Below are 20,195 nucleotides of genomic sequence, written 5' to 3'. Positions count from 1 at the left end.
TTTTTGAGTGATTGTATCATTGTCTATATGAAACGACTGTATCATATTTTAAAAAGGAACAAGATTCATAAATCAAAAAGACTAATTTGTACAAAAAAAGAACTATTGCAAAAGCATATATTTTACGATGATTACGTTGAAACAATATATAAAGAAATAGTAAAGTATCAGAAAACCTTAAAACATCAGTTGAATGAACCGTCAGTATATTTAAATGAGTTTAAGATTTTAAGCTATAACGGGGATAGGATGGGGAAAGTTCTGGGTAAGGACGGGAAGATTTATAGAGGTATTTATCCGGAAAGTGTCTCCTCTTTTCGAAAACTTTGGAATACGGGCTTGCTGCAAATTTTAGGAGAACATAATTTAATCCCCAGAACCCAAATTACAGATTATTATACTGAGGAATATCCGCTCATACTTGAACATCAATCTGTGGATATTTCTGTTTCCAGTTTATGGAATACAGAAATGATACGAGATGCTGCAATTTTAATTTGTCTGATTAAACAAATAGCTCAACGAGTGGGGTTTACTCTGCATGACGGTCATATTAATAATGTATCATTTGAGAAAGGAAGACCAATCTTTACAGACATAGGTTCAATCGTTGAAGATCAAGGACAGGCTACCATATGCGATAGAGAAATTTTATTTACTGCGGTTTATAGACTTCTATTCCATTTCCTTGGAAATTGCCTGCTAAGACATATCCAATTATATGATGAAACCAATAATGCAATCTGGGTAACCCCCAGGTTCTATGACGATTTGGCAAGGGAATATATACATGCCCTGAATGTGTATGAGAGATATCATTTGTTCCACAGTTCGTGGCAATGCAGCAGAATAATATATCGAATGTTTAGACGTTATGAAGTCCTTCCGGAATATATCGATTGTTTGTTTCCCATAACTGTGGAAAAAGAAAAAGAGTTAGATGAATCCACACATATGGATATAGATATATTGGCCGATGAGTGTGAGAAAGCGAATATAACGATCACATCTATAGTTGACGTGGGTGGGACTTCCGGAATACTTGTAAGGAAATTTCATGACAGATTTCAATGCAAGGCTATTGCATTAGAAAATGATGATGTCGGATCTGGAATTACTTACCGCCAATTTAGGAAAGATCAAATTCCAATAAATACGTTTGTGTTTCATTATTTATATGGAGCCAGCGACGAGAAAATAGAATCGCTTCGTGCGGACATGGCTGTTTGTTTGGATGTAACACATAGGATTGTGGCATTTCAGCGGTTTAAAGCAGATTCTATTTTTAACTCATTATGTAAGTTAAGTAATGAGTATGTTGCAATATCATACTATCCGAATAGGGAGAAAGCACTAAAATATGATCCGTATTTACGCAAGGATGGAACAGAAGATATCGAGATGTTCGAGAAGATATTTAGATCTTTTTATGATATGGTTATTCGAAAAGAGCTAAGCGGTCAAACCAGCATAAATTATAGGATTTTGTATGTCGGAAGGAAGAATGGATGATGAGATTTTTACGAAATATTTTTGCGAAATATGAAAAAATTTCAGCACCCGTAAAAGCTTCTGTCTGGTTCACTGTTTGTGGCATTATCCAGAGAGGTATTTCGCTTTTCTCAACGCCGATTTTTACACGTCTGCTAACGCCGGAACAATATGGAGTCTTTTCTGTATACAATTCATGGTATGATATCATTTCTATCTTTGCGACGTTAAACATATTTTATGGCGCGTATAATAATGCAATGACAAAGTTTCAAGATGACAGAAGCAGAATTACTTCCAGTATGCAAGGGTTGACTACGATATTGACTGTGATTCTCTTTGTTATCTATACCGTAGCCAGTGATTTTTGGAACAGAATATTGAATTTGTCTACTTTATACGTATATGCTATGTTTGCCGAAATGCTGTTTTTACCGGCATACAATTTTTGGGCCGCTAGCGAAAGGTATGATTATAAGTATAAGCGCCTCGTTATCATGACTATTGTAATTGCTGCAGGCAGCCCTCTTTTAGGTGTTATTGCGGTGATAAATACATCATATAAGGCAGAGGCACGTATCCTTTCCTATGTTTTCGTTCAAGTATGCGTTGGCTTAGCCTTTTATATTTATAATCTATGTAAGGGGAAAAGCTTTTTTAATAAACAATACTGGAAATATGCCTTGATATTGAATATACCGCTTTTGCCTCATTATTTATCAAGCACTGTGCTGAATCAAGCGGATCGAATTATGATCAATAATATGATTGGGTCCGGAGAGGCTGCAATTTACAGTGTTGCTTACAGTGTTGCCAGTATAATGACTATTGTCACTACAGCAATCAAAAATACATTTACTCCATTCATGTACAAATCACTGAAAAGCCAGAGCTATGAAAAACTGAGAAATATATCAAATTTTCTGATTGTTCTTGTTGGGGGCTTTACATTAATTGCAATGGTGATGGGGCCAGAGGTTATCTATTTCTTTGCCTCAAGTGCATATCATGATGCAATTTGGGTGATTCCTCCGGTCGCTTGTGCGGTCTTCTTTAAATTTCTTTATCCAATGTTTAGTACCGTTGAATTTTATTATGAAAAAACAGGATTTATACTTGTAGCATCTTGTGCGGGAGCAATCATCAATATAATTTTAAACTATTTCTTTATTAAACTTTATGGATATTATGCAGCGGGATATACTACGTTAGCTTGCTATATTCTATATTCAACCGGACATTTCGCATTTCAGAAATACGTATTTCGAAAATACGGAAACAATGGCAATAGCCTGTTCGATATAAAATTTATCCTTATATTTTCTCTATTTTTATTGGGCCTGATGGTGGGTGTTACATTCCTTTATCCCTATACTTTACCAAGATATGTAATTCTTCTTATACTTGTCGTTGTGTTAATAGTTAAACGGTCGGCAATCATGCGATTACTGGCTGCGATGAGGGGAAAAGAGTAGGAAGGTGAATCACTTCTTTTGAGGATAGGAAATACGTGTTTATTTATCATTGTTAATTTAAGGAGGAGTTCAATGAGTAGTCGTTTACGTTCTCGTCTTGTCATACATATACGCAAAACTGATGTTTTCTTTTTGATCGGTTGGTTTTTATTCTTTGCACCTCCCATTTTTTATCGTATATCAGGTATGGTTACTTCGATGCTAAGATATGGAGGATGTGCCTATATAATTTTATTGCTTTTATTAAATCGAAAACGTAGCATATATAAGATTAAGCCCCTATTTATGAAATGTTTTTTTGTATTTTTTATGTGGGCTACTGCCATGGTTGTCATAAAAAGTCCTGGTCAGATTACAACATTCTTTTATGAGCAGCTAATGCCCGTTATAGGGGTTATGTTGCTGATCAATAGCAGTGTGAATGATCGACATACAAATAAGTTGAACGGTCTTGTATCTTTATATTGGCTGAGTGTTATTTACATAGTTGCAAATTTTTTGACAATTGTTCTATATCCCAATGGTATATTTCGAAGTAATGTGGGGTCGTCTGTAGAAAGAGCGAATTGGCTGCTTGGTTCAAAGAATAATCAAAGTACTTACCTAATACTTGCGGTACTTATCATACTTTTGTTCATGAAAAAGAAAATAATGAGCCGATTTATGCAGGAAATTTTGATTATAATAGGCGCCCTATCTATTTGCAGCACAGGTGAAAATGGAGTTGAATTTATGGGCGGTTCATCCAGCGGTATGATCGCAATAGCCTTTTTACTTGTTATATCAATATTCATGCTTCTGGAAAAAAATATCCCTTTTACTAATTTAAAATTTAGATGGATATATCTTATTATCATAGCTGTCTATTTGCTTGTTATTACGGGTTCAACGATGCCCACAATCCAAACATTTGTGGAAAACGTATTGCATAAAAGTATGACATATAATAGCAGAACATTAATATGGCAACAGGCCTTATTATATATTGCAAGAAAACCCTTTACTGGATATGGTGAGATTCAAATTTGGTTATCCGTTCGTTTGTCAAGTTGGTTAAATGGCACAACTAATATATACAATCTGATTTTGAAGCAACTGTTTGATTTTGGAATTATTGGTTTGATCTTATTCTCAGTCTCCTTTATGACACTACCTAAATTTGATGACCGAAAATATCATATTGTAATTATTGGTATTATAGCCTTTTTCATTTTGGGCCTGATGAATGAAATTGATTGGAACTATCTTGCATTTTTCCCTTTTCTGATTGCGAAGGTATTCTGCAGTCAAAATAATGAGCCTGTAAAATGCTAAGGTTTTAGATATGTCCAGATCAGGTACTTTAAACCGCTAGTCAATTTAAAGGAGGCAAAGATAAATGGTTACCGGGAATAGGTATAGCAGAAATAAAGTGATTGATTTTTACAAAGGAATGCTAATGTTCGGGGTTATCTGGGGGCATACGATCACTGCTTTGCGCGCAGGGATGGGAGAAAGTGTGTGGTTATTGACCTTTTTCCGAACATATGATATGCCATTTTTTATGCTGCTGAGTGGTTTCTTCCTTGCACGTAGTATGGAGAAAAGAAGTTGGACTCACGAACTTGTTAATAAGGTTCGCCACCTTGCTATTCCGGTAATATTGTGGGAAATCCTGATCAATATTTGGGGGCCTGTTTTTGAATCCATTCGTAATTTGTTTTCTTTATGGTTTTTGTGGTCAGCAATTGGATGTTCCTTTATTATGATTATCCTTTGCGGAATCATTAAAAGAAAGCGCTGGCAAATTTTAATATCTATTTTACTTATTCTTGCATTCCACATGACCGATCTTATTCCGTTCAATTTAGGTTATATGTTCCCTTTTTTTGTGATAGGGTATTATCTTAAAGATTTATCTGATTTCATCAAGGGCAGAACAAGAAGAATTCTTATGATATGTGCTATGATAGGCTTTATTGTTTTGCAGTGTTTTTGGTCTGGGCAATATAATGTATGGAATGCGGGAACATCTTTGTTGAGTGGAATCGAAAATATAGAATTTATTATCTTCATGCGAGGGATGATTGGTATTACCGGCTGCATAACTATGAAGGTTGTATTTGATGCATGCTATTTATATCTAAGTAACAAAAATTCAGTGCTTATCGATTTTTGGGTCAAGGTTGGGCAAAATACGATGCCGCTATATATTTTGCAGTCTGTTATCATTGAGAATCTTCTTGGGAAATTTATCATGTTTTTATGTACTCAAATTGGATATAATCCTTTGGTTATAAACATGAAATTGTTAGGAGTAATGATTGCTCCATGTTTAGCTTTAGCTGCGATTGTACTAGAATTATATATAGTAAAGTTTATTAAGAAGATTCCTCGTATATCTGCCTGGCTTTTGTAAATATTCAAATACGAATATTAGATGCTATTTACAAAAAACAATACTGTTAAAGCGAAATACTTGCTTGTAGTAGGTGATAGGAACCGGATCTTATCACTCTGCTACAAGAGAATTTGGTTTTAAAGGATCGAATGATATCCATGTGTGACTATGAACTAATTGGCAGATGATAGATACCATCAGCGGAGCGAAATCTTCCGCTATCATTTACAGCCTTGCAGAAACAGCAAAGGCCAATAACTTAAAACCATATGAGTATTTCGAATACTTATTATCCGTCATCCCGGAACATATGGAAGATACAGATACCGGTTGTCTGGAAGGTTACTTCCCTGGTCGAAATCTCTACCGGAAAATATAAGAAAACCAAAACAGTAATATTATAACACAGCCGCATCATCGGCTTGTGGTCCGGGCAGAACACTGGGGCAAGATTTTGGAGGAATGCATGAACAGTGGCATGATAAAAATGTCTGATGCAAGGCAAATGGTATCTACATACACTATCAGAAGAACAGTTAACGGAAATCTTTGGTACAGTGGGTGGAAGAAGCCGCCGGACGAAATCTCGCACGATAAAAGCGTTAAATTATTCCGAAAATTTACCCAATTGGTTGGAATAATTAAACGCTTTTATCGTGCGAGATCAGTCTGTTAATATACCTTTTAAAATAAATAATTTCTGCAATTTCAAATGGCATTAATGCAATAATATTAGCCAAAATAACACCTGTCCAGCTGTTTAAGATCTTCACCAGGATAATGGCAATCGGGATATCTATAATAGCAGCAATCGTCATCCATATAAATTGAACTTTAAAATAAGACATTCCATTCCCAATGCTTGTATTTACACTATGCAAAAAAAAGATTGATGAAGAGACAGCTAATAAAACCGCATAAGCCGGAACCACTTCTATATAATTTTTACCTAACCAAATATCGATGATAGGCTGCATAAAAGGAGTAATGAGTAACTCTAGTAGCAAAACACCCGCACTTGCAAGCAGTAATAAATGATTTAATTTCTTTATCCAGGTATATCTTTTTTCACCGGCAGCTTTTGTCACAGCAGACCAGATCGGCGTTAATGCCAAAGCAAAAACTGAACTTACTGTATTAAAAATTTTATAATAAGCTTGAAATTCAACAACATGGGCGGCCGACGTTAGCTTCGTAATCAGTAATTCATTCGTACTCGATATTACCATGAATACGAGCTGAAGCCACAGTATAGCGACTCCAATGTTAAGTACTTCTTTGACACAGCGTATTGTAACATCCCGGATAGATGGTATCAAACTTCTTAGCTTATATCTAAACACCAATAAAGTAGCTACTAAATAGGGAACAATTGCTGCTATAACATTTATAACAGACATGCGGATTAGATTTTCATCACCATTTCCGCCGGGAGTAACGCTAACTAGGACAAGTGTAAAAACAGATATAACAAGAGATAATAAATTAACCAGCGCAGATTTTTGAATTGCATAAAGTATGGACGTAATGATTTTCAAAAAGAACTGTAGCATAATTCCAATAAAGACAATAGTAATAGCCATGCTTAGCCCCTTGGACGAAACGGTATTGCTATTAATGTTCAATACCGTATGCCAGTTTACATTCGGTATTAAAATAGCACCGATAATCCCCCATACGAATACAACTCCAAAGGTACCTGCATATGTTGCGGCTATATATGCTTTTCCGCCAGCCTCATCATGATTGGCTATACAAAGGGGTAATTTATTTCTAAGTCCGTTTCCCAATCCCAAATCGAAAGTAAATACCCAATTTAATACGGATAAAATTGTATACCAAATCCCCAATGATTCCTGGTTTGCAAAGAAATGAATATAGACTGGCATCGTAAATAGCGAGACAATCAACGATCCCCCTCTTACGATAAAGGCTCCTATAATATTTTTTAATACTGCTTTATTATTTTCCGAAGTTTTTAGTAAGTAATTGATTCGCATCATAGTATTTTCCTATTTCCAAAGAACTTTCCATAAGATGATTTATTCTTCCTCAATAAACGGTTCTATTTTGCTGCATATTTTTTCAACTATGTGGTTGGCATACTTATATAGTTTATTGTTTATGGGATCTGTTAATCTTTCCCGTACGTGATCTATAGCAACTGCAACCCCAAATAAAACAATGGCTAACAAAACAGAAAATATTGGATATAAATAAATACTGGTATTTTGAAATATGTTATTGCATAATCCAATCCTCAGTGGAATCATTATGTAATTGGATTGTATCAGATAACTAGCCAACGTATACTTTGCAAGGAAATTTATCTTCGGGCTAAAAATCTTTTTCTTTTCAAACCACAGGAACAAAGAACAAGAATTAATTAATTGCGTAAGTATATACTGACCCGCCAGGAAATTAATACCTTCTGAAAAGAAGGAAATATAGTTGGACAATAGAGAAAAAATGATGGAACCGCACCACATGATCCCTGTTGTTATTATAAAAATGTAACCGTGTGATAACATTCTCTTTATCTTGCCATCATATTTTCTAAAAAAAGCTGCTAATATATACAAAAATATAAACCATAGTAAATCGCTGTTATATGGAGTAAACGTTGTCATTGTAGGAATTATCGTTAATAAAACTAGCCCCACTACAATTAGCATACTATGTGCTTTTTTATCCAATACTGCCACTAATTTGTTAATAAACGGTGTCAGGCAGATGAGTCCTATATAACTGGTAATAAACCAGTAATGGTTTGTAATAATTGGTAATAAAGATTCTATTATACCTTTGAATGATATAGTTTCGGGTATAAATATAAATCCGACGATCAACAAGATAAATGTATAAAAAATTACCATTAAGTATAATTTTAAAATACGCTTCAGGTCAAAGCGTTTGTTATACATAAAATACCCTGTAATTAACACATAACAATTCACGCCTAATTTTCCACCGATAAAAAAGAATTGTGCGCAATAACGTATAAAAGTATTCGTATTTTCAATTCCGTAAGTTAATGATATATGACTAAGGGTAATGACAAGTATGGATACGATTCTCAATAATTCAAAATTTGATTTTCTAACCTGCTCAGACAATGCTTATCCTTTCTATAATTAAACTTTATCATATAAAAATCACAACAGTAATAACATAAGTAATGCAGGGTAAAATTCCCGCGATTGAGCTAAGGCCGTATTTAAAAACAAAAATACCAGAATATAAAACTGCAAATTGCTGATTCTATTTTTATAGGCCTTTTCAAAAAAATACCGTACAATTAAAAACATTGGTATGACGCCAACCTCTGCAGTAGTCATTAATATTTTTGCTCCTACAAAATATTCTCCTTTACTGGCAAAAAAATTATTTACATAAGTTAACCCATAACCTAATGGGTTATGGAAAATCAAATATAGGCACCAGGCTATAGTAAGTATTCGGACACTGCCGGTAGTTAATTGAGATGTTTTTATACCCGCGATTTTTCCAAGCAGACTTGTATATATAAGACTGTGACTTCCTTTAATTGCAAAATCGACAAATAAATATACGACTGCAATAGAAAGTAGCAGGATAAACACTATTTTTATATTACTTTTAACAGATTCATTTTTTGAAAATAATAAGCCTATTATTAAGATAATTACGCCGATGATACCTGTTGCTGATAAAGTAGTTAAAGAGGTAATCAGTAATATAAGCATCGTTATAGTTTTATGTTTCATATCAATTCTATTTGGATAAAAAATCAACAAATATATTCCAGAATTCAAAATTATTTGATAAAGACCCGGCTCACAAAACATACCTACATTACGCTGCAGTTCTACCGGCCGCAGGGCATAGAAAATATTACAATAATATTTCGTATATGTAATCCTTAGCCCCTCAACTTCTTTTAACAATCCGGAATGAATTAAGCCCGCAGAGTCAGCAAGACCCCAAACATAAAAAACAAGGCTGACGACTGCTAAAAATAAAACCAACTTTATATATCTTGTTATAAAGTGTTCTTTGTCGAAGTAATAAGTCACTAAAGTAAATAGAATAGGCTCGGCAAATTGGGTCATAAGATAAAAAGTATCCATGAACGCGGAACTGCCGCTAAAAACGAGTCCCATAATGAATGATGTCAGAGACATTAACAGGATAATGCATAAAACTTTAATATTGCGCATTCTTTTGAAAAAAAACATGAACATTAATGATATGAACAACGAAGTATATCTGAATAAAGATAAGTAAATCGAGTAGAACCATGTATTGTGTTGACTTATCATAATAAATAAAAGAAGGTATTGTATAAAACATATCGCATACCAACCTGTTTTATGCATTCGAAGTTTCACGTGTCAGCCTCCATAATACTGATTGATTTCAGCTTTTTATTTATATAATCCAGAATCGAGTATAATTTTGTCTTTATAATCTTCATCAAAACTTTTTTTAAACATTCGGGCGCAATAGCTTACCTGTGAATTACCTGCAATGAGATAATCTGCTTTAGAAAGTGTGATGATATCCCTTAAAATTTCTAATCCTAATTTGTAATGATGATTATTTCTTTGATCTTTAGAAAAATGTATAGGGCTGCCGTCTGAGGACCGATATACATCATCATAATATGTAACAGACGTGCCATAACGGTTCTGAAAAGATTCGATGATATTTTGCTCGTCAGTTGCTAAAAAAATACAGCTTACTGTTTTTTCTTTCGCAAGTATGCTGTCTATAACATCAAAATAATCGCGAACCGTTATTATTGCAGGATGATTTTTATAACCGGTATTGAAATCAGTACCACGGACATGAACGCCTATAACAATATTTTTCAAGTTCAGGGATTTATATGAATTGTTTAAATAGTCTTTTGTAAAAGCGTTTATATTTAAATGTTTTTTAATTATAAATGCCATATAGGTAATATATTCTTCTGAAACTGAATAGGAATCAATTTTGTATCCTAACTTATTCACTATTTTTCTGTGTTCTTCATTATAATAAATCCAATTATAGGAATATAAATTTTGGTCATTTATCATAGAAGGCTGTGTAAAGTAATATTCAAAAGGATTATTACATTCATTTATTTTTTCAGTTTCTCCATATAGAAAATCTTTTGTATATTCTACATAAGGGATAAATCCAAAATAATCCGCATAGGCCAATGCTTCTAAAGTTCTTCGCAACTGTGCTCCAAATCCTGAAAAAGCATTTCCAGTTTTAATATAGTAAACGATATTTTCATTACTTGGATTATTTGAATTCATAATTATATCCACGGTATTTATACTTTTCCCCCTTACATATTCACGAAAGTCCACTCTGGAATACCCTTTGATACATCCAATTATGTAGCTTAAAAAACTTGATTCTGCTGCCATAGATTTTATTTTTCCAATAATACTCCGCCGTCTCATAAATTGCTTATCCTCATTTTTAGATGGTAATCATTTAACTTATTATGGTCTTACCAACATTATTAATTTTATATTTCTCTTTAACCGTTCTTTTGCTATTTTAAAAAGATTTTTAAATTTATAATAATGATTCAATTTTTTCCACTTATAATATTCCTCATCTGCCCCCATCTTTAGTGCATATTCCCAAAATAACTCCCCTGCACCTTTTATATCTGTAAAGTCAATATTCCAGGGTTTTTCGCCATAATGAATAAATACTGCCTCACGAATGATTTTTGCACTTTTCTTATTATACGGATAAAAAAAGGGTCTGCAATTATATAGATTAAAATCCATATACTGAATATGATTTTTAAAAGTAGAGTTTAATACATCCTGATCATGAAAAATCAAACTTTCATAATGATCGGATATATATTGTTTAAATAAGCTTAAGCTATAATGCTCTCTAACATACTTAAGATTAATCAGCATTACTCCGGCATTAAAATAGGGATCATTCAGGTCAAAATTTATATTCTCATAAACTTTTTTTCTTATTTTATCTGCTATACATAACCCATAATCCTGACAAGCGACAGCAGCAATTTCGTCTTTAAATTTAGTATGATAAAATTCCGACCAGTCCCGATTAACAATTATATCTGTATCCAAATACAGAATGCGGTCAACAGAAAAAGGCAACGTTTCACACATAGCCATTCTAAAATATGTTTCAACCGTAATATAGGGATTAGTCGTTGCTTTTAACGGTACATCATGGAACAATTCCAGTGGTATAAATATAAAATGTATAGCACAATGGTTATATTTATTTACAAGGTTTGAATACTCCTCTTTGTGGACATCTGAGAGTTGATTATATGTAAAATATATAGTAACCTCATCATCAGATCGGTTTTCCAATAATGAGGTTAACATTACTTTTGTTCCAAATGCATAAGCATCGTTACCAGCTAATAAAATATTCATTCTTACACTCCCTCAAACGCCGTTTCAAGCTCCATTGCCAACTGGACAGTTACATCTGAATTATAATGCTGATGTTCCCCCCATCGTCCCAGGCCATAGATATGATGTTTCCTACTCCAATTCAGAAGTTTATCCATAATCTCAGGCTTTTTAATAGTATTCAATGGATAAGCATACCGATTCATGTATTTAAAATGATTATTATCTGCTATATCCTTAATTCTTTCACTATTCGTTTCCGTCCAATACCCCTTGCTGTTCGGGCAAAAATTATGACGGACCAGGATACGATGATAAGGCACTTTTAAATCCGGATAGTAGATCCAATGCGCTTCTGTATCCATACATTCTGGATTGTATTCCGTCTGAATGGAACTATACTTTAATTCTTTAATGGAATCCCTGATATGATCCGGCATCCCGATGATATGCTTGAATTCCAGCCATGGTATCGTCGTGATAATAATATCTGCCGTATATATCTCACCATCAGAAGTCGAGACAGTTCTATTAATAAAGTTAATACTATTGACAATTTTTTTGTACTGAATATGATCCTTAACTGCAGCAGCCATACGCATCCACAGTTCACCATAACCATATTTTTTAGGATAATAGAACTGGGCGTGGCCGGGTTGTGATCCATACGCCTTATGGGTTAGGCAAGAAAGAAGTGTCTCTTCAAAACTCACATCCGGCAGCTTTTCTAACCAATAGGTACCTAATTGACTCAACTCTTTGCTGAACATTTTTTGATTATAAGGTATCATATATTCATCAGCAATTTTCGAACCCAATTTCCAATAAATCCACTCAACAAAATCATTGGGCATGGCCAGACCTGTATTACATCCGGCAGCTGCGATAGACTTTAAGTACTCTACCTGATCTTCAAGCTTCATCTGCCAGATATTTGCTTCCATTGGATGATTAATTATAGTTCCGTTTATATCAATTCTGCTGTCACGATTGTATTTGTTCCATTCATCCTCAGGCATAAACTGAAAAAGAAATTTATTTACCTCCGGACGACGGACATCTAAAAAATGTCCTCCCCCAATATCAAACGGAGAACCATCTACTACCGTTGAGCGGCAAAGTCCACCAGCCTCAGATTCTTTTTCAATGATAAGAAAATCTCTGTTTCCCGATTCCTTTAATTTATTCGCAAATGTGAGGCCGGCCGGACCTGCGCCTAAAATAAGATATTTTAATCTAGACAATTTTTGCTCTCCCCTCTTACTTATCGCTTAAAACGTACTCTATAAATTCGCGGACCGCTCCATTTCCTCCATTTTTTGTACAGACAAAATCAGCTAAGTCTTTCACTTCAGGAGAAGCATCAAAGGGGCACCCAACAAGGCCCCCAGACATCTTTATCTCTTTCATACAGGATATATCATTGATATCATCACCTATATAGGCTGTCTCGGATAAGGAGCACTCATTTTGTCTCATTAGCCTATTTAGAGTATCTAACTTATTATGAACATTCTGATAAATTTCCGTTATTCCTAATTCCCGGCATCTGTTTTCCACGATTACAGACTGTCTTCCTGTAATTATGATGGGAATTACATTCTGTGGAATAAGAAGATCGTGAATCCCGCAGCCATCTTTTATGTCAAAGGCTTTGAAAAGTTCTCCGGTTTCGCCCATATATATTTTTCCATCGGTAAGCGTACCATCTACATCCATGATAAAGAATTTAATTTTCACGCTTGTCCTCCTTTTCTAATAAATCAATATCATATTTGGAGGGAGTGATAAATTCTATATCTTTTCCTTGTTCCCGGATGCTATTTATAAACTTTGTATAATATTTGTTTCTACGTTCGGCTTGTTCTGAATTTACAGGATGGCGCATATTGGGATCATAGTAGTTCTCATTAATATCAATTGAAAAACCATCAAATCCTGCAAGCATTATTTTTTTAACAGTACATGTTTTCAGTAGATTTAACGCGATAACAGATGACGAATCATGAGTTCCCTCGTCGATATCTATCCAATTACTGTAATTAAGAATTTTAACATTACCCCGCCCACCCTTGGAAATATTAGAGGACACTATAACATTTTTTCCTGCTGCTACTGCGATATCATAAATATCTTTTCTTGTAGTAAGTAAATAATCAAAATTAACATCTAATGTTGAATTTAAACCAATCGAAATCACATCGTCTTCCTTACAAATACTTTGTATTTCATGTCTGGATTCTCCGGCACTCTTTCCTGGGGCAACTAAAAGAATTCTCTTTTCACCAAATTCTTTTTTTAATTCGTTAACTGCGTTAGAATCATCAACTGCTTTGCTGGCATTATATTTGCGATATATTTCTTCCGCGTATTTCTTATCAAAGGATATTTTTTTATCATCCTCAATCAGACTGAGAAGTTCGCCGACCTGGTCGATTGGAAGCATATGTTTATTATAAAAATGGCTTGCATAACTTGGTGTGCAATGATACGCAGAGGAAAGATAATATTCCGGTGCATAACCCCAATAAAACTCAGAATGTAACTGATTAATTACTTTATCAATTACTTCTAATAAAGGACTAATAATGTAATTTTTCCCATAGTATAGATTTAAATGTTCAAGTAAAAGTTCCGTATTCAGATTTCCAGCACCCTTCCCCATTCCCATGATGGAACTGTCCAACATTAAATCCCTGTTCGTCGGAAACTGCAACATTGCTACCGCATTCGAATAGGACATTTGTAGATTATTGTGGGAATGAAACCCCAATGTCATCGATTGGATTAAATTATGATCGACTAAGCTTAGTATTCTGTTCATATCATTAGGGCGCATTTCACCAAAACTGTCTACAATATAAAATCCCGCTGCATCCGGCAGTTCAGAGTTGATTATCTTTATCAGTTCTAATAACTCTTCATCCTCATATCGGATCGTAATCATGGGCTGAATATAGAATTGGTACCCTTTTTCGATTATTTTTCTTCCTAAAGGAATTACATCCATATAGTCTTTTTTATGAAATGCCATACGAATCCCATCGATACCTTCTTCTGTCCTGGGCTGTAAATTACAGATATCGAATTTTCCGTAATCCATCATGGCGACATATGTTACCCCATCTTTTTTGTGCTTCAGGACATGCTGGGAAATCACCTGCTCATTTATGTACTGTGTACGACCATTTACTGAACCATGCCTAGCATCTATATATCCCAGTTCTATAACCTCAACACCGGAAGCCTCTTGAGCTGCCAATATTTTATCTATGTAAGTTTGTCCAAAATCAAAATCATTTACACAACCGCCATCGCGCAATGTGACATCCAGTACTTTTAAAGAATTCATATAATAATCCCCTTTCTGATATATATTTACTTTATAAGTTAATATCCACTAAAGCTTGTGCCAATGTAAAATCTTCCGGATTATTTATATCAACAGCTTCCTTAAAAGATACCTCTTTGACAAAGGGGGTTAACCCGATCCGTCTATGATGCACAACAAAGACTTCCCTTGTAAATACATAGACACCGGATGTTTCTCTGTATATAGGTTTTATATCCTGACTTCTGGGAATGTTAGCGGCATCAAAATTCATCGGCTCACCATCTTGCCATAGATAATCCTGAATTTTTGTAGCACAAAACGCAGAATCATGTTTTCCGGACTTTACAGCTTCGATACACTGTTTCATAGTTTCCGTAGTAATAAATGGCGCCGTTGCATGTGCATAGACATATATATCGGCTTCGACTATACTCATAAACTTTTCAAAAATCTGTGTAAAATTTGAGGAATTAAGATCCAGATACGTTGGACGCTTCATAAACTGAACCCCATCTGGAAGTAACGGTACAACTGCCTCATCGCTGCAAAAAACATGGATACTATCCAATAAGCCAGTTTCCAGGAGCCCCTCCAGTGCATATTGAAGAAGAGGCTTTTTCCCGAGTAATTTCGTATTTTTTCCCGGAAGTCTTTCATTGTTCAATTTTAATGGCATAACCGCTACAATTTTCATTCTATATCCTTCCTTTATCAATGGAATGTTTTGATTTGCTTGTATTATTAGATCCCCTTTATTTTTTTTGCGGGCGCACCTGCATAGAAATATCCAGACTCTAAATTACCTGTAACAACTGAATTAGCGCCGACAACCACATGATCTTCTATTACAACTCCTTCACAAATAACACAGCCCGTCGCAATCCACACATCAGATCCAATAAATATTCTTTTTTTCCTATAGCCTGTCTCATTTATTTTTAAACCATGTGCTTCGGTATAGGAATGACTGTGATCAAATATAGACACATTAGGTCCAAATAAATTATCATTACCAATTTCGATTGACAGTAAACTTTCGATATTTAAACCGTTATTAAAAAAATTGTTTTTACCAATCGTTATCTTGCCTCCGTCATGAGCTCCAATAGTGGCGTTTTTACTAAAATAGTTCTTGTAATCAAGTTCTATCAAAGAATTACCGGAAACAGAAAGATCAATATTTTTTCCAAAAAACTGAAAGGGGCTTTTTAAATAGAGCTTTTTTCCTAATTTAACTTTTATGAATAAGATTCGAAACAAACTAACGATGTATTTCGCTTTCATCTATCAACCACCTTAATTTCCTACAATATCATCCAAGTTCACTCTGTCGAACACTTCAAGCTTCCCGCCCCGTGTGGCATTAAATATTTTAATACCATGAAGTTTTGCAAACTCATTAGCAGCCACATAACAACGGGTGGAGACAAAACAATTATTTTTTGGAGTAATATTATTGCCTTTGAGCTGCTTATAAGGCCTGGCTCCTTTAAAATGATTTTCCGCATGTAATTTCGTATCTACTTCACCATTTTCATCCAGATATTGTGTGTAGTGGTGATCAACACCAATCAGATAAATTTCTTTTATCCCCATATAAACAGCCAATTGTATCATCATATATGTAACTGTTCCGCCGTTTGCAACACTTTTAAAAGGATTGGTGCTGAACTTTACCTTCTTTTTATCCGACAAACATAAATCATCTAAATAGAAGAAGCTATTCTTTTTATCCTTTTGCATTTCTTCACAGATAAAACGCTTCCTGTTAGATATAATAAACCGATGTTGCGCACCATCTTCCAGCTTTTCCACTTCAGAAGAAATCTCATCCAGCACAAAAAAATCTTGTATTGCATAGTACGTTGGCCGCCAATCTGTAAATGGATAAATATCATAGATTCTATTTGACCCAAAACTAATTTCATTCTTAATTAAATTTAAATCATCCGGGGTTAAGCTTGGACCATTTCCAATTATAAAGCAGCGTTTTCCTGGATGGCAGTTTTGGAATGATTTAATATTTTCTCTTCCTTTAACAATAAATTGAATATTTTTCAGATCTCGTATTTTATCTCTTATGTGAATGATCGGTATCATCAAATGCTCTCTTGTATTCTCATTATCATTTAACTTTCGGATTATTTTTTTAATATTATTCATTAAATCCCTCCAAGAATGAATGGTGTATCTGAGCGCATAAGCACTACTCCACTTTCCATCTAGATAATTTAATTGGATGATAATATAACACGTTATCCCCAAAATTTTTCAATAGATGGTTCAAATCACTATGATGTTCTGTTTCAAAATCTGTAATTTCATCTCGCCATTTTTCAACACCGTAATATCCATTCAGATTTTCTTCCAGTTTAATGCTATTGCATGCAAGAACCATCGCAACCGGAACGGCAGTTTCTACAAAAATCCCCATTGCTGCAAAAACTCCAGATAATCTGCAAAACTCATCCATAGATGATTTATCAATCACTAACATATCTGCGTATGATTTAAACAAAGGGTATGGCAGCTTTCTACCTTTGTTCATAGCCAATACAAATAACGTAAGCATTATATGTTTGGGTCCAAGGAACCCTTTGTGCAGGAAAAATGAAAGCGGGAATTTCTTTTGCACTTTTAACCCGTGTTGCCTGCACTTATTTACTGCTTCATCATACGAAGGAATTTCATTTTTATAGGAAACTCCCGTATTAATCCTGAATGCACTGATGATAGCGTAAAATTTATTGCTTTGATCCCCTACACTGTTTCCATACGGAGTAATATTTTTAATAAACGATTCGTTTTCCCCCAGATTCAACTCAGACAAAATATTATTTTCATTTAGCTTCGGATTCAATATTTGATCATCGCCTATAATAATGTAATGTGAATACTCATCATTTTTAATTCTTCTATAGGCTTGTGCAAAGTATCCTTGAAAGCAATAAGAAGTTTCATAAACAGGTATAATTTTTTCTTCCTGAATACCCGCCACCTTTTCCTGATTAAAGGGAACAATATAATAAATAGCATGAAACCTGTCATGATATAATTTTTCTAAAATCGGAATATTCCTATTATACTTATGGTTAAATACAATAACTAAACATACTTTACTCATGATATTGCTCCTGATATATCTCGATCAAGGTCTTGTAATTTATAGATTCTGTATATTTTTTCTCATACTCAGTCTTTGTTGTTTCATATATGTTTTCATAACCTGCTATTCGTTTTATAGCCTTTACTAAGTCTTCAGATGATTCCAGTTTGAACTTACTTCCGGTTATCCCTTCTGTTACCAAACTTCCTGCATTTCCCAGATCTGTGCAAACGACTGGTGTGCCGGCAGAAAATGCCTCCGCGATACTCATAGGGAATCCTTCATACCATCGAGATGGAAATATCAATGCTTTAGATATTGAGATGATCTCTTTCGCTTTATTATTTGGTACATATCCAAGCATTTTTATCTTATGCAGTGCATTATTTTTTATATATGTTTTACACCAATCCTCCATTGGCCCTATGCCGCATATGACAAGCTCACAATTTAATTCTAACTCGACTTTTTTCCAAGCTTTTAAAAGTATGTCAATACCCTTTAAGTGATCTAATCTTCCGACATATGCAAATTGATTTTTTCTTCCTTTATCGGGAATTATAGAAATATTTTCGTGAATAAAGTTAGGTTTTACATAAACTTTTTCAGGTCTAATTTGTTTGAATTTTACTAATTTGTTTTTATTAAATTCAGTTAAACAAATATAGCTGATTTTTCCATATACGCCCATAAGCCGATGAAATTTTGTATTAATCACACACGCTAAAGTTTGAAGTTTGCTATTTCTGTAACAATTATGCTTTACTGCACATAGTAATCCATTATCCATGCAGTCTTCGCAGATATGCCCATCTCTATAAAAAGTAGCGCCCGGACAAAGCAAACGATAATTATGAATAGTCTGCACAACTGGTTTCTTACATTTGAGAGCCGCGTAATAAACAGACGGGCTGATCAAATTCAGAGTATTATGAACATGGATAAGATTAATTTGATAAGTTTGAATTATGTTCTTAACATCTTTGTATGTTTTTATGTTAAAAATTGTCGTGAAAGGAAGAAAAATTTTCTGCAACATTTTCATGTTTTTGAGTTCTGAATTATTTCTAGTATATAAGATCACTTTATGTCCATGCTCTTCAAGCATTTTCTTCTCATTTTCAACTACAGTATCCTCACCACCAGGAATCTTATAAAAGTTATGGACTATTAGTATGGCAATATTGTCTGATTTAGTATTAGTGCTGGTTTTAATTACCATTTTTCATTTCCCCTTAATGATTGCATTCCAGACAAATTGGGCATTCGTATAAAAATACCTTGTGAATAGCCGTTTAGGATCCTGCAGCAATCGGTACAGCCATTCAAGATTTATTCTTTGCATCCACTTCGGTGCTCTCTTAATATTCTCGGCAAAGTAATCGAACCCGGCTCCAACACCTATCATCAATCCATCTATTTTACCTTTATGTTCTCCCATCCAAATTTCCTGTTTCGGAGCGCCAAGTCCAATCCAAATAAAATCAGATTGAGTTTCATTAATCTTTTTTATGATTTTCGCATCTTCCTCGGCAGTAAGTGGACGAAATGGCGGGCTATACATACCCCCGATTTGAAGACCCGGATATTTTCCTCTCAGCTTTTTTTCGAGACTAGTTAATGTTTTTTCCGTACTACCATAAAAAAAGTGTCTATATCCCTTCTTGGCAGAAATTTTAAAAATCTCATCCATCAAATCAGGACCCGTTGTTCTTCTCATGTTTTTGTATCCCCGTATCCTTCCTAATGAAGAAAGCGGACCGCCGTCGGGGATAGCCATTAATCCACCATTTTGTATCTCGCGATATTCCGGATTATTATAAGATGTAACTGTTGTGTGCACATTGGAAACACAAATATAGTCTCCATGCAAAGAAGCGATATTACTATTTAAATAATGAATAAGCCAATTCATATTAATGGCCGCCACCTTAACACCCATGATATTGCAAGTAGGAATTTGGTATCTATCAGATGAACCGGATTTTTTTACATATTTCTTATCCATTGTTTC

The 20,195-nt window shown here is 34.3% G+C and carries 18 protein-coding genes and 1 pseudogene; 5 read left to right on the top strand and 14 right to left on the bottom strand.

What is annotated here, in order from left to right; genetic code table 11:
* Positions 1-3: 3 nt before the first annotated feature.
* The 5 genes and pseudogenes from ABC831_RS03455 to ABC831_RS03435 form a co-directional block, all read left to right on the top strand.
* Complete coding sequence (locus ABC831_RS03455; protein ID WP_343246842.1) at positions 4-1,512, top strand: hypothetical protein; 1,509 nt, start codon at positions 4-6, stop codon at positions 1,510-1,512.
* A complete protein-coding gene (locus tag ABC831_RS03450) occupies positions 1,509-2,966 on the top strand; it encodes a lipopolysaccharide biosynthesis protein (RefSeq protein ID WP_343246841.1) in 1,458 nt (485 codons plus the stop codon). Before ABC831_RS03455 ends, ABC831_RS03450 begins: the two co-directional genes overlap by 4 nt.
* Before the next feature lie 72 nt (positions 2,967-3,038).
* Positions 3,039-4,280, top strand: coding sequence for an O-antigen ligase family protein (locus tag ABC831_RS03445; protein WP_343246840.1), 1,242 nt, complete (start codon positions 3,039-3,041; stop codon positions 4,278-4,280).
* A 64-nt stretch (positions 4,281-4,344) separates the two neighbouring features.
* Positions 4,345-5,364: an acyltransferase family protein gene (locus ABC831_RS03440; RefSeq protein WP_343246839.1), complete on the top strand. Its 1,020-nt coding sequence runs from the start codon at positions 4,345-4,347 to the stop codon at positions 5,362-5,364.
* A gap of 157 nt (positions 5,365-5,521) precedes the next feature.
* Positions 5,522-5,742: pseudogene (locus ABC831_RS03435) on the top strand (transposase domain-containing protein); the annotation flags it as partial.
* Between the two features lie 245 nt (positions 5,743-5,987).
* Here ABC831_RS03435 and ABC831_RS03430 read toward each other — a convergent pair.
* The 14 genes from ABC831_RS03430 to ABC831_RS03365 all read right to left on the bottom strand — a co-directional run bounded on the left by ABC831_RS03430 (position 5,988) and on the right by ABC831_RS03365 (position 20,189).
* Entirely contained in the window at positions 5,988-7,349 is a 1,362-nt protein-coding gene (locus ABC831_RS03430; protein WP_343246838.1) for a lipopolysaccharide biosynthesis protein, read from the bottom strand.
* Between the two features lie 39 nt (positions 7,350-7,388).
* On the bottom strand, positions 7,389-8,462 hold the full coding sequence (locus ABC831_RS03425; RefSeq protein WP_343246837.1) for an acyltransferase: 1,074 nt from the start codon (positions 8,460-8,462) through the stop codon (positions 7,389-7,391).
* 39 nt (positions 8,463-8,501) lie between these two features.
* A complete protein-coding gene (locus ABC831_RS03420) occupies positions 8,502-9,455 on the bottom strand; it encodes a hypothetical protein (protein WP_343246836.1) in 954 nt (317 codons plus the stop codon).
* Between the two features lie 297 nt (positions 9,456-9,752).
* Positions 9,753-10,751 carry an O-fucosyltransferase family protein gene (locus ABC831_RS03415; protein ID WP_343246835.1) on the bottom strand — a complete coding sequence of 333 codons (999 nt, stop codon included), beginning with the start codon at positions 10,749-10,751 and terminating at the stop codon, positions 9,753-9,755.
* A 78-nt stretch (positions 10,752-10,829) separates the two neighbouring features.
* Positions 10,830-11,762: a glycosyltransferase family 8 protein gene (locus ABC831_RS03410; RefSeq protein ID WP_343246834.1), complete on the bottom strand. Its 933-nt coding sequence runs from the start codon at positions 11,760-11,762 to the stop codon at positions 10,830-10,832.
* A gap of 2 nt (positions 11,763-11,764) precedes the next feature.
* The gene (locus ABC831_RS03405) at positions 11,765-12,985 is read right to left on the bottom strand and encodes a protoporphyrinogen/coproporphyrinogen oxidase (RefSeq protein ID WP_343246833.1); all 1,221 of its coding nucleotides are present in this window, start codon (positions 12,983-12,985) and stop codon (positions 11,765-11,767) included.
* A gap of 16 nt (positions 12,986-13,001) precedes the next feature.
* Positions 13,002-13,481 (bottom strand): KdsC family phosphatase, encoded by a 480-nt coding sequence (locus ABC831_RS03400; protein ID WP_343246832.1) that lies wholly within the window; start codon positions 13,479-13,481, stop codon positions 13,002-13,004.
* Positions 13,471-15,093 (bottom strand): aldolase catalytic domain-containing protein, encoded by a 1,623-nt coding sequence (locus ABC831_RS03395; RefSeq protein ID WP_343246831.1) that lies wholly within the window; start codon positions 15,091-15,093, stop codon positions 13,471-13,473. Before ABC831_RS03395 ends, ABC831_RS03400 begins: the two co-directional genes overlap by 11 nt.
* A 31-nt stretch (positions 15,094-15,124) precedes the next feature.
* Positions 15,125-15,769, bottom strand: coding sequence for an acylneuraminate cytidylyltransferase family protein (locus tag ABC831_RS03390; protein WP_343246830.1), 645 nt, complete (start codon positions 15,767-15,769; stop codon positions 15,125-15,127).
* Between the two features lie 47 nt (positions 15,770-15,816).
* The gene (locus ABC831_RS03385; protein WP_343246829.1) at positions 15,817-16,359 is read right to left on the bottom strand and encodes an acyltransferase; all 543 of its coding nucleotides are present in this window, start codon (positions 16,357-16,359) and stop codon (positions 15,817-15,819) included.
* Between the two features lie 12 nt (positions 16,360-16,371).
* A complete protein-coding gene (locus ABC831_RS03380; RefSeq protein WP_343246828.1) occupies positions 16,372-17,238 on the bottom strand; it encodes a 6-hydroxymethylpterin diphosphokinase MptE-like protein in 867 nt (288 codons plus the stop codon).
* Between the two features lie 43 nt (positions 17,239-17,281).
* The gene (locus ABC831_RS03375) at positions 17,282-18,199 is read right to left on the bottom strand and encodes a hypothetical protein (RefSeq protein ID WP_343246827.1); all 918 of its coding nucleotides are present in this window, start codon (positions 18,197-18,199) and stop codon (positions 17,282-17,284) included.
* Entirely contained in the window at positions 18,192-19,403 is a 1,212-nt protein-coding gene (locus ABC831_RS03370) for a glycosyltransferase family 4 protein (protein WP_343246826.1), read from the bottom strand. Before ABC831_RS03370 ends, ABC831_RS03375 begins: the two co-directional genes overlap by 8 nt.
* A 3-nt stretch (positions 19,404-19,406) precedes the next feature.
* The gene (locus ABC831_RS03365; protein WP_343246825.1) at positions 19,407-20,189 is read right to left on the bottom strand and encodes a WecB/TagA/CpsF family glycosyltransferase; all 783 of its coding nucleotides are present in this window, start codon (positions 20,187-20,189) and stop codon (positions 19,407-19,409) included.
* Positions 20,190-20,195 lie beyond the last annotated feature (6 nt).

This window comes from Diplocloster hominis, from assembly GCF_032380655.1.
In the GTDB taxonomy this organism is placed as follows: domain Bacteria; phylum Bacillota; class Clostridia; order Lachnospirales; family Lachnospiraceae; genus Diplocloster; species Diplocloster hominis.
The sequence above is the reverse complement of the archived record's forward strand: the minus strand, read 5'-3'. Positions and strand labels throughout refer to the sequence as shown.

Excerpts from the sequence above, each read along its gene's own strand:
- ABC831_RS03450 (WP_343246841.1), top strand. The coding sequence starts at position 1,509 with ATGATGAGATTTTTACGAAATATTTTTGCGAAATATGAAAAAATTTCA.
- ABC831_RS03445 (WP_343246840.1), top strand. The coding sequence starts at position 3,039 with ATGAGTAGTCGTTTACGTTCTCGTCTTGTCATACATATACGCAAAACT.
- ABC831_RS03440 (WP_343246839.1), top strand. The coding sequence starts at position 4,345 with ATGGTTACCGGGAATAGGTATAGCAGAAATAAAGTGATTGATTTTTAC.
- ABC831_RS03430 (WP_343246838.1), bottom strand. The coding sequence starts at position 7,349 with ATGATGCGAATCAATTACTTACTAAAAACTTCGGAAAATAATAAAGCA.
- ABC831_RS03420 (WP_343246836.1), bottom strand. The coding sequence starts at position 9,455 with ATGGATACTTTTTATCTTATGACCCAATTTGCCGAGCCTATTCTATTT.
- ABC831_RS03415 (WP_343246835.1), bottom strand. The coding sequence starts at position 10,751 with ATGGCAGCAGAATCAAGTTTTTTAAGCTACATAATTGGATGTATCAAA.
- ABC831_RS03410 (WP_343246834.1), bottom strand. The coding sequence starts at position 11,762 with ATGAATATTTTATTAGCTGGTAACGATGCTTATGCATTTGGAACAAAA.
- ABC831_RS03395 (WP_343246831.1), bottom strand. The coding sequence starts at position 15,093 with ATGAATTCTTTAAAAGTACTGGATGTCACATTGCGCGATGGCGGTTGT.
- ABC831_RS03390 (WP_343246830.1), bottom strand. The coding sequence starts at position 15,769 with ATGAAAATTGTAGCGGTTATGCCATTAAAATTGAACAATGAAAGACTT.
- ABC831_RS03385 (WP_343246829.1), bottom strand. The coding sequence starts at position 16,359 with ATGAAAGCGAAATACATCGTTAGTTTGTTTCGAATCTTATTCATAAAA.
- ABC831_RS03380 (WP_343246828.1), bottom strand. The coding sequence starts at position 17,238 with ATGAATAATATTAAAAAAATAATCCGAAAGTTAAATGATAATGAGAAT.
- ABC831_RS03375 (WP_343246827.1), bottom strand. The coding sequence starts at position 18,199 with ATGAGTAAAGTATGTTTAGTTATTGTATTTAACCATAAGTATAATAGG.
- ABC831_RS03370 (WP_343246826.1), bottom strand. The coding sequence starts at position 19,403 with ATGGTAATTAAAACCAGCACTAATACTAAATCAGACAATATTGCCATA.
- ABC831_RS03365 (WP_343246825.1), bottom strand. The coding sequence starts at position 20,189 with ATGGATAAGAAATATGTAAAAAAATCCGGTTCATCTGATAGATACCAA.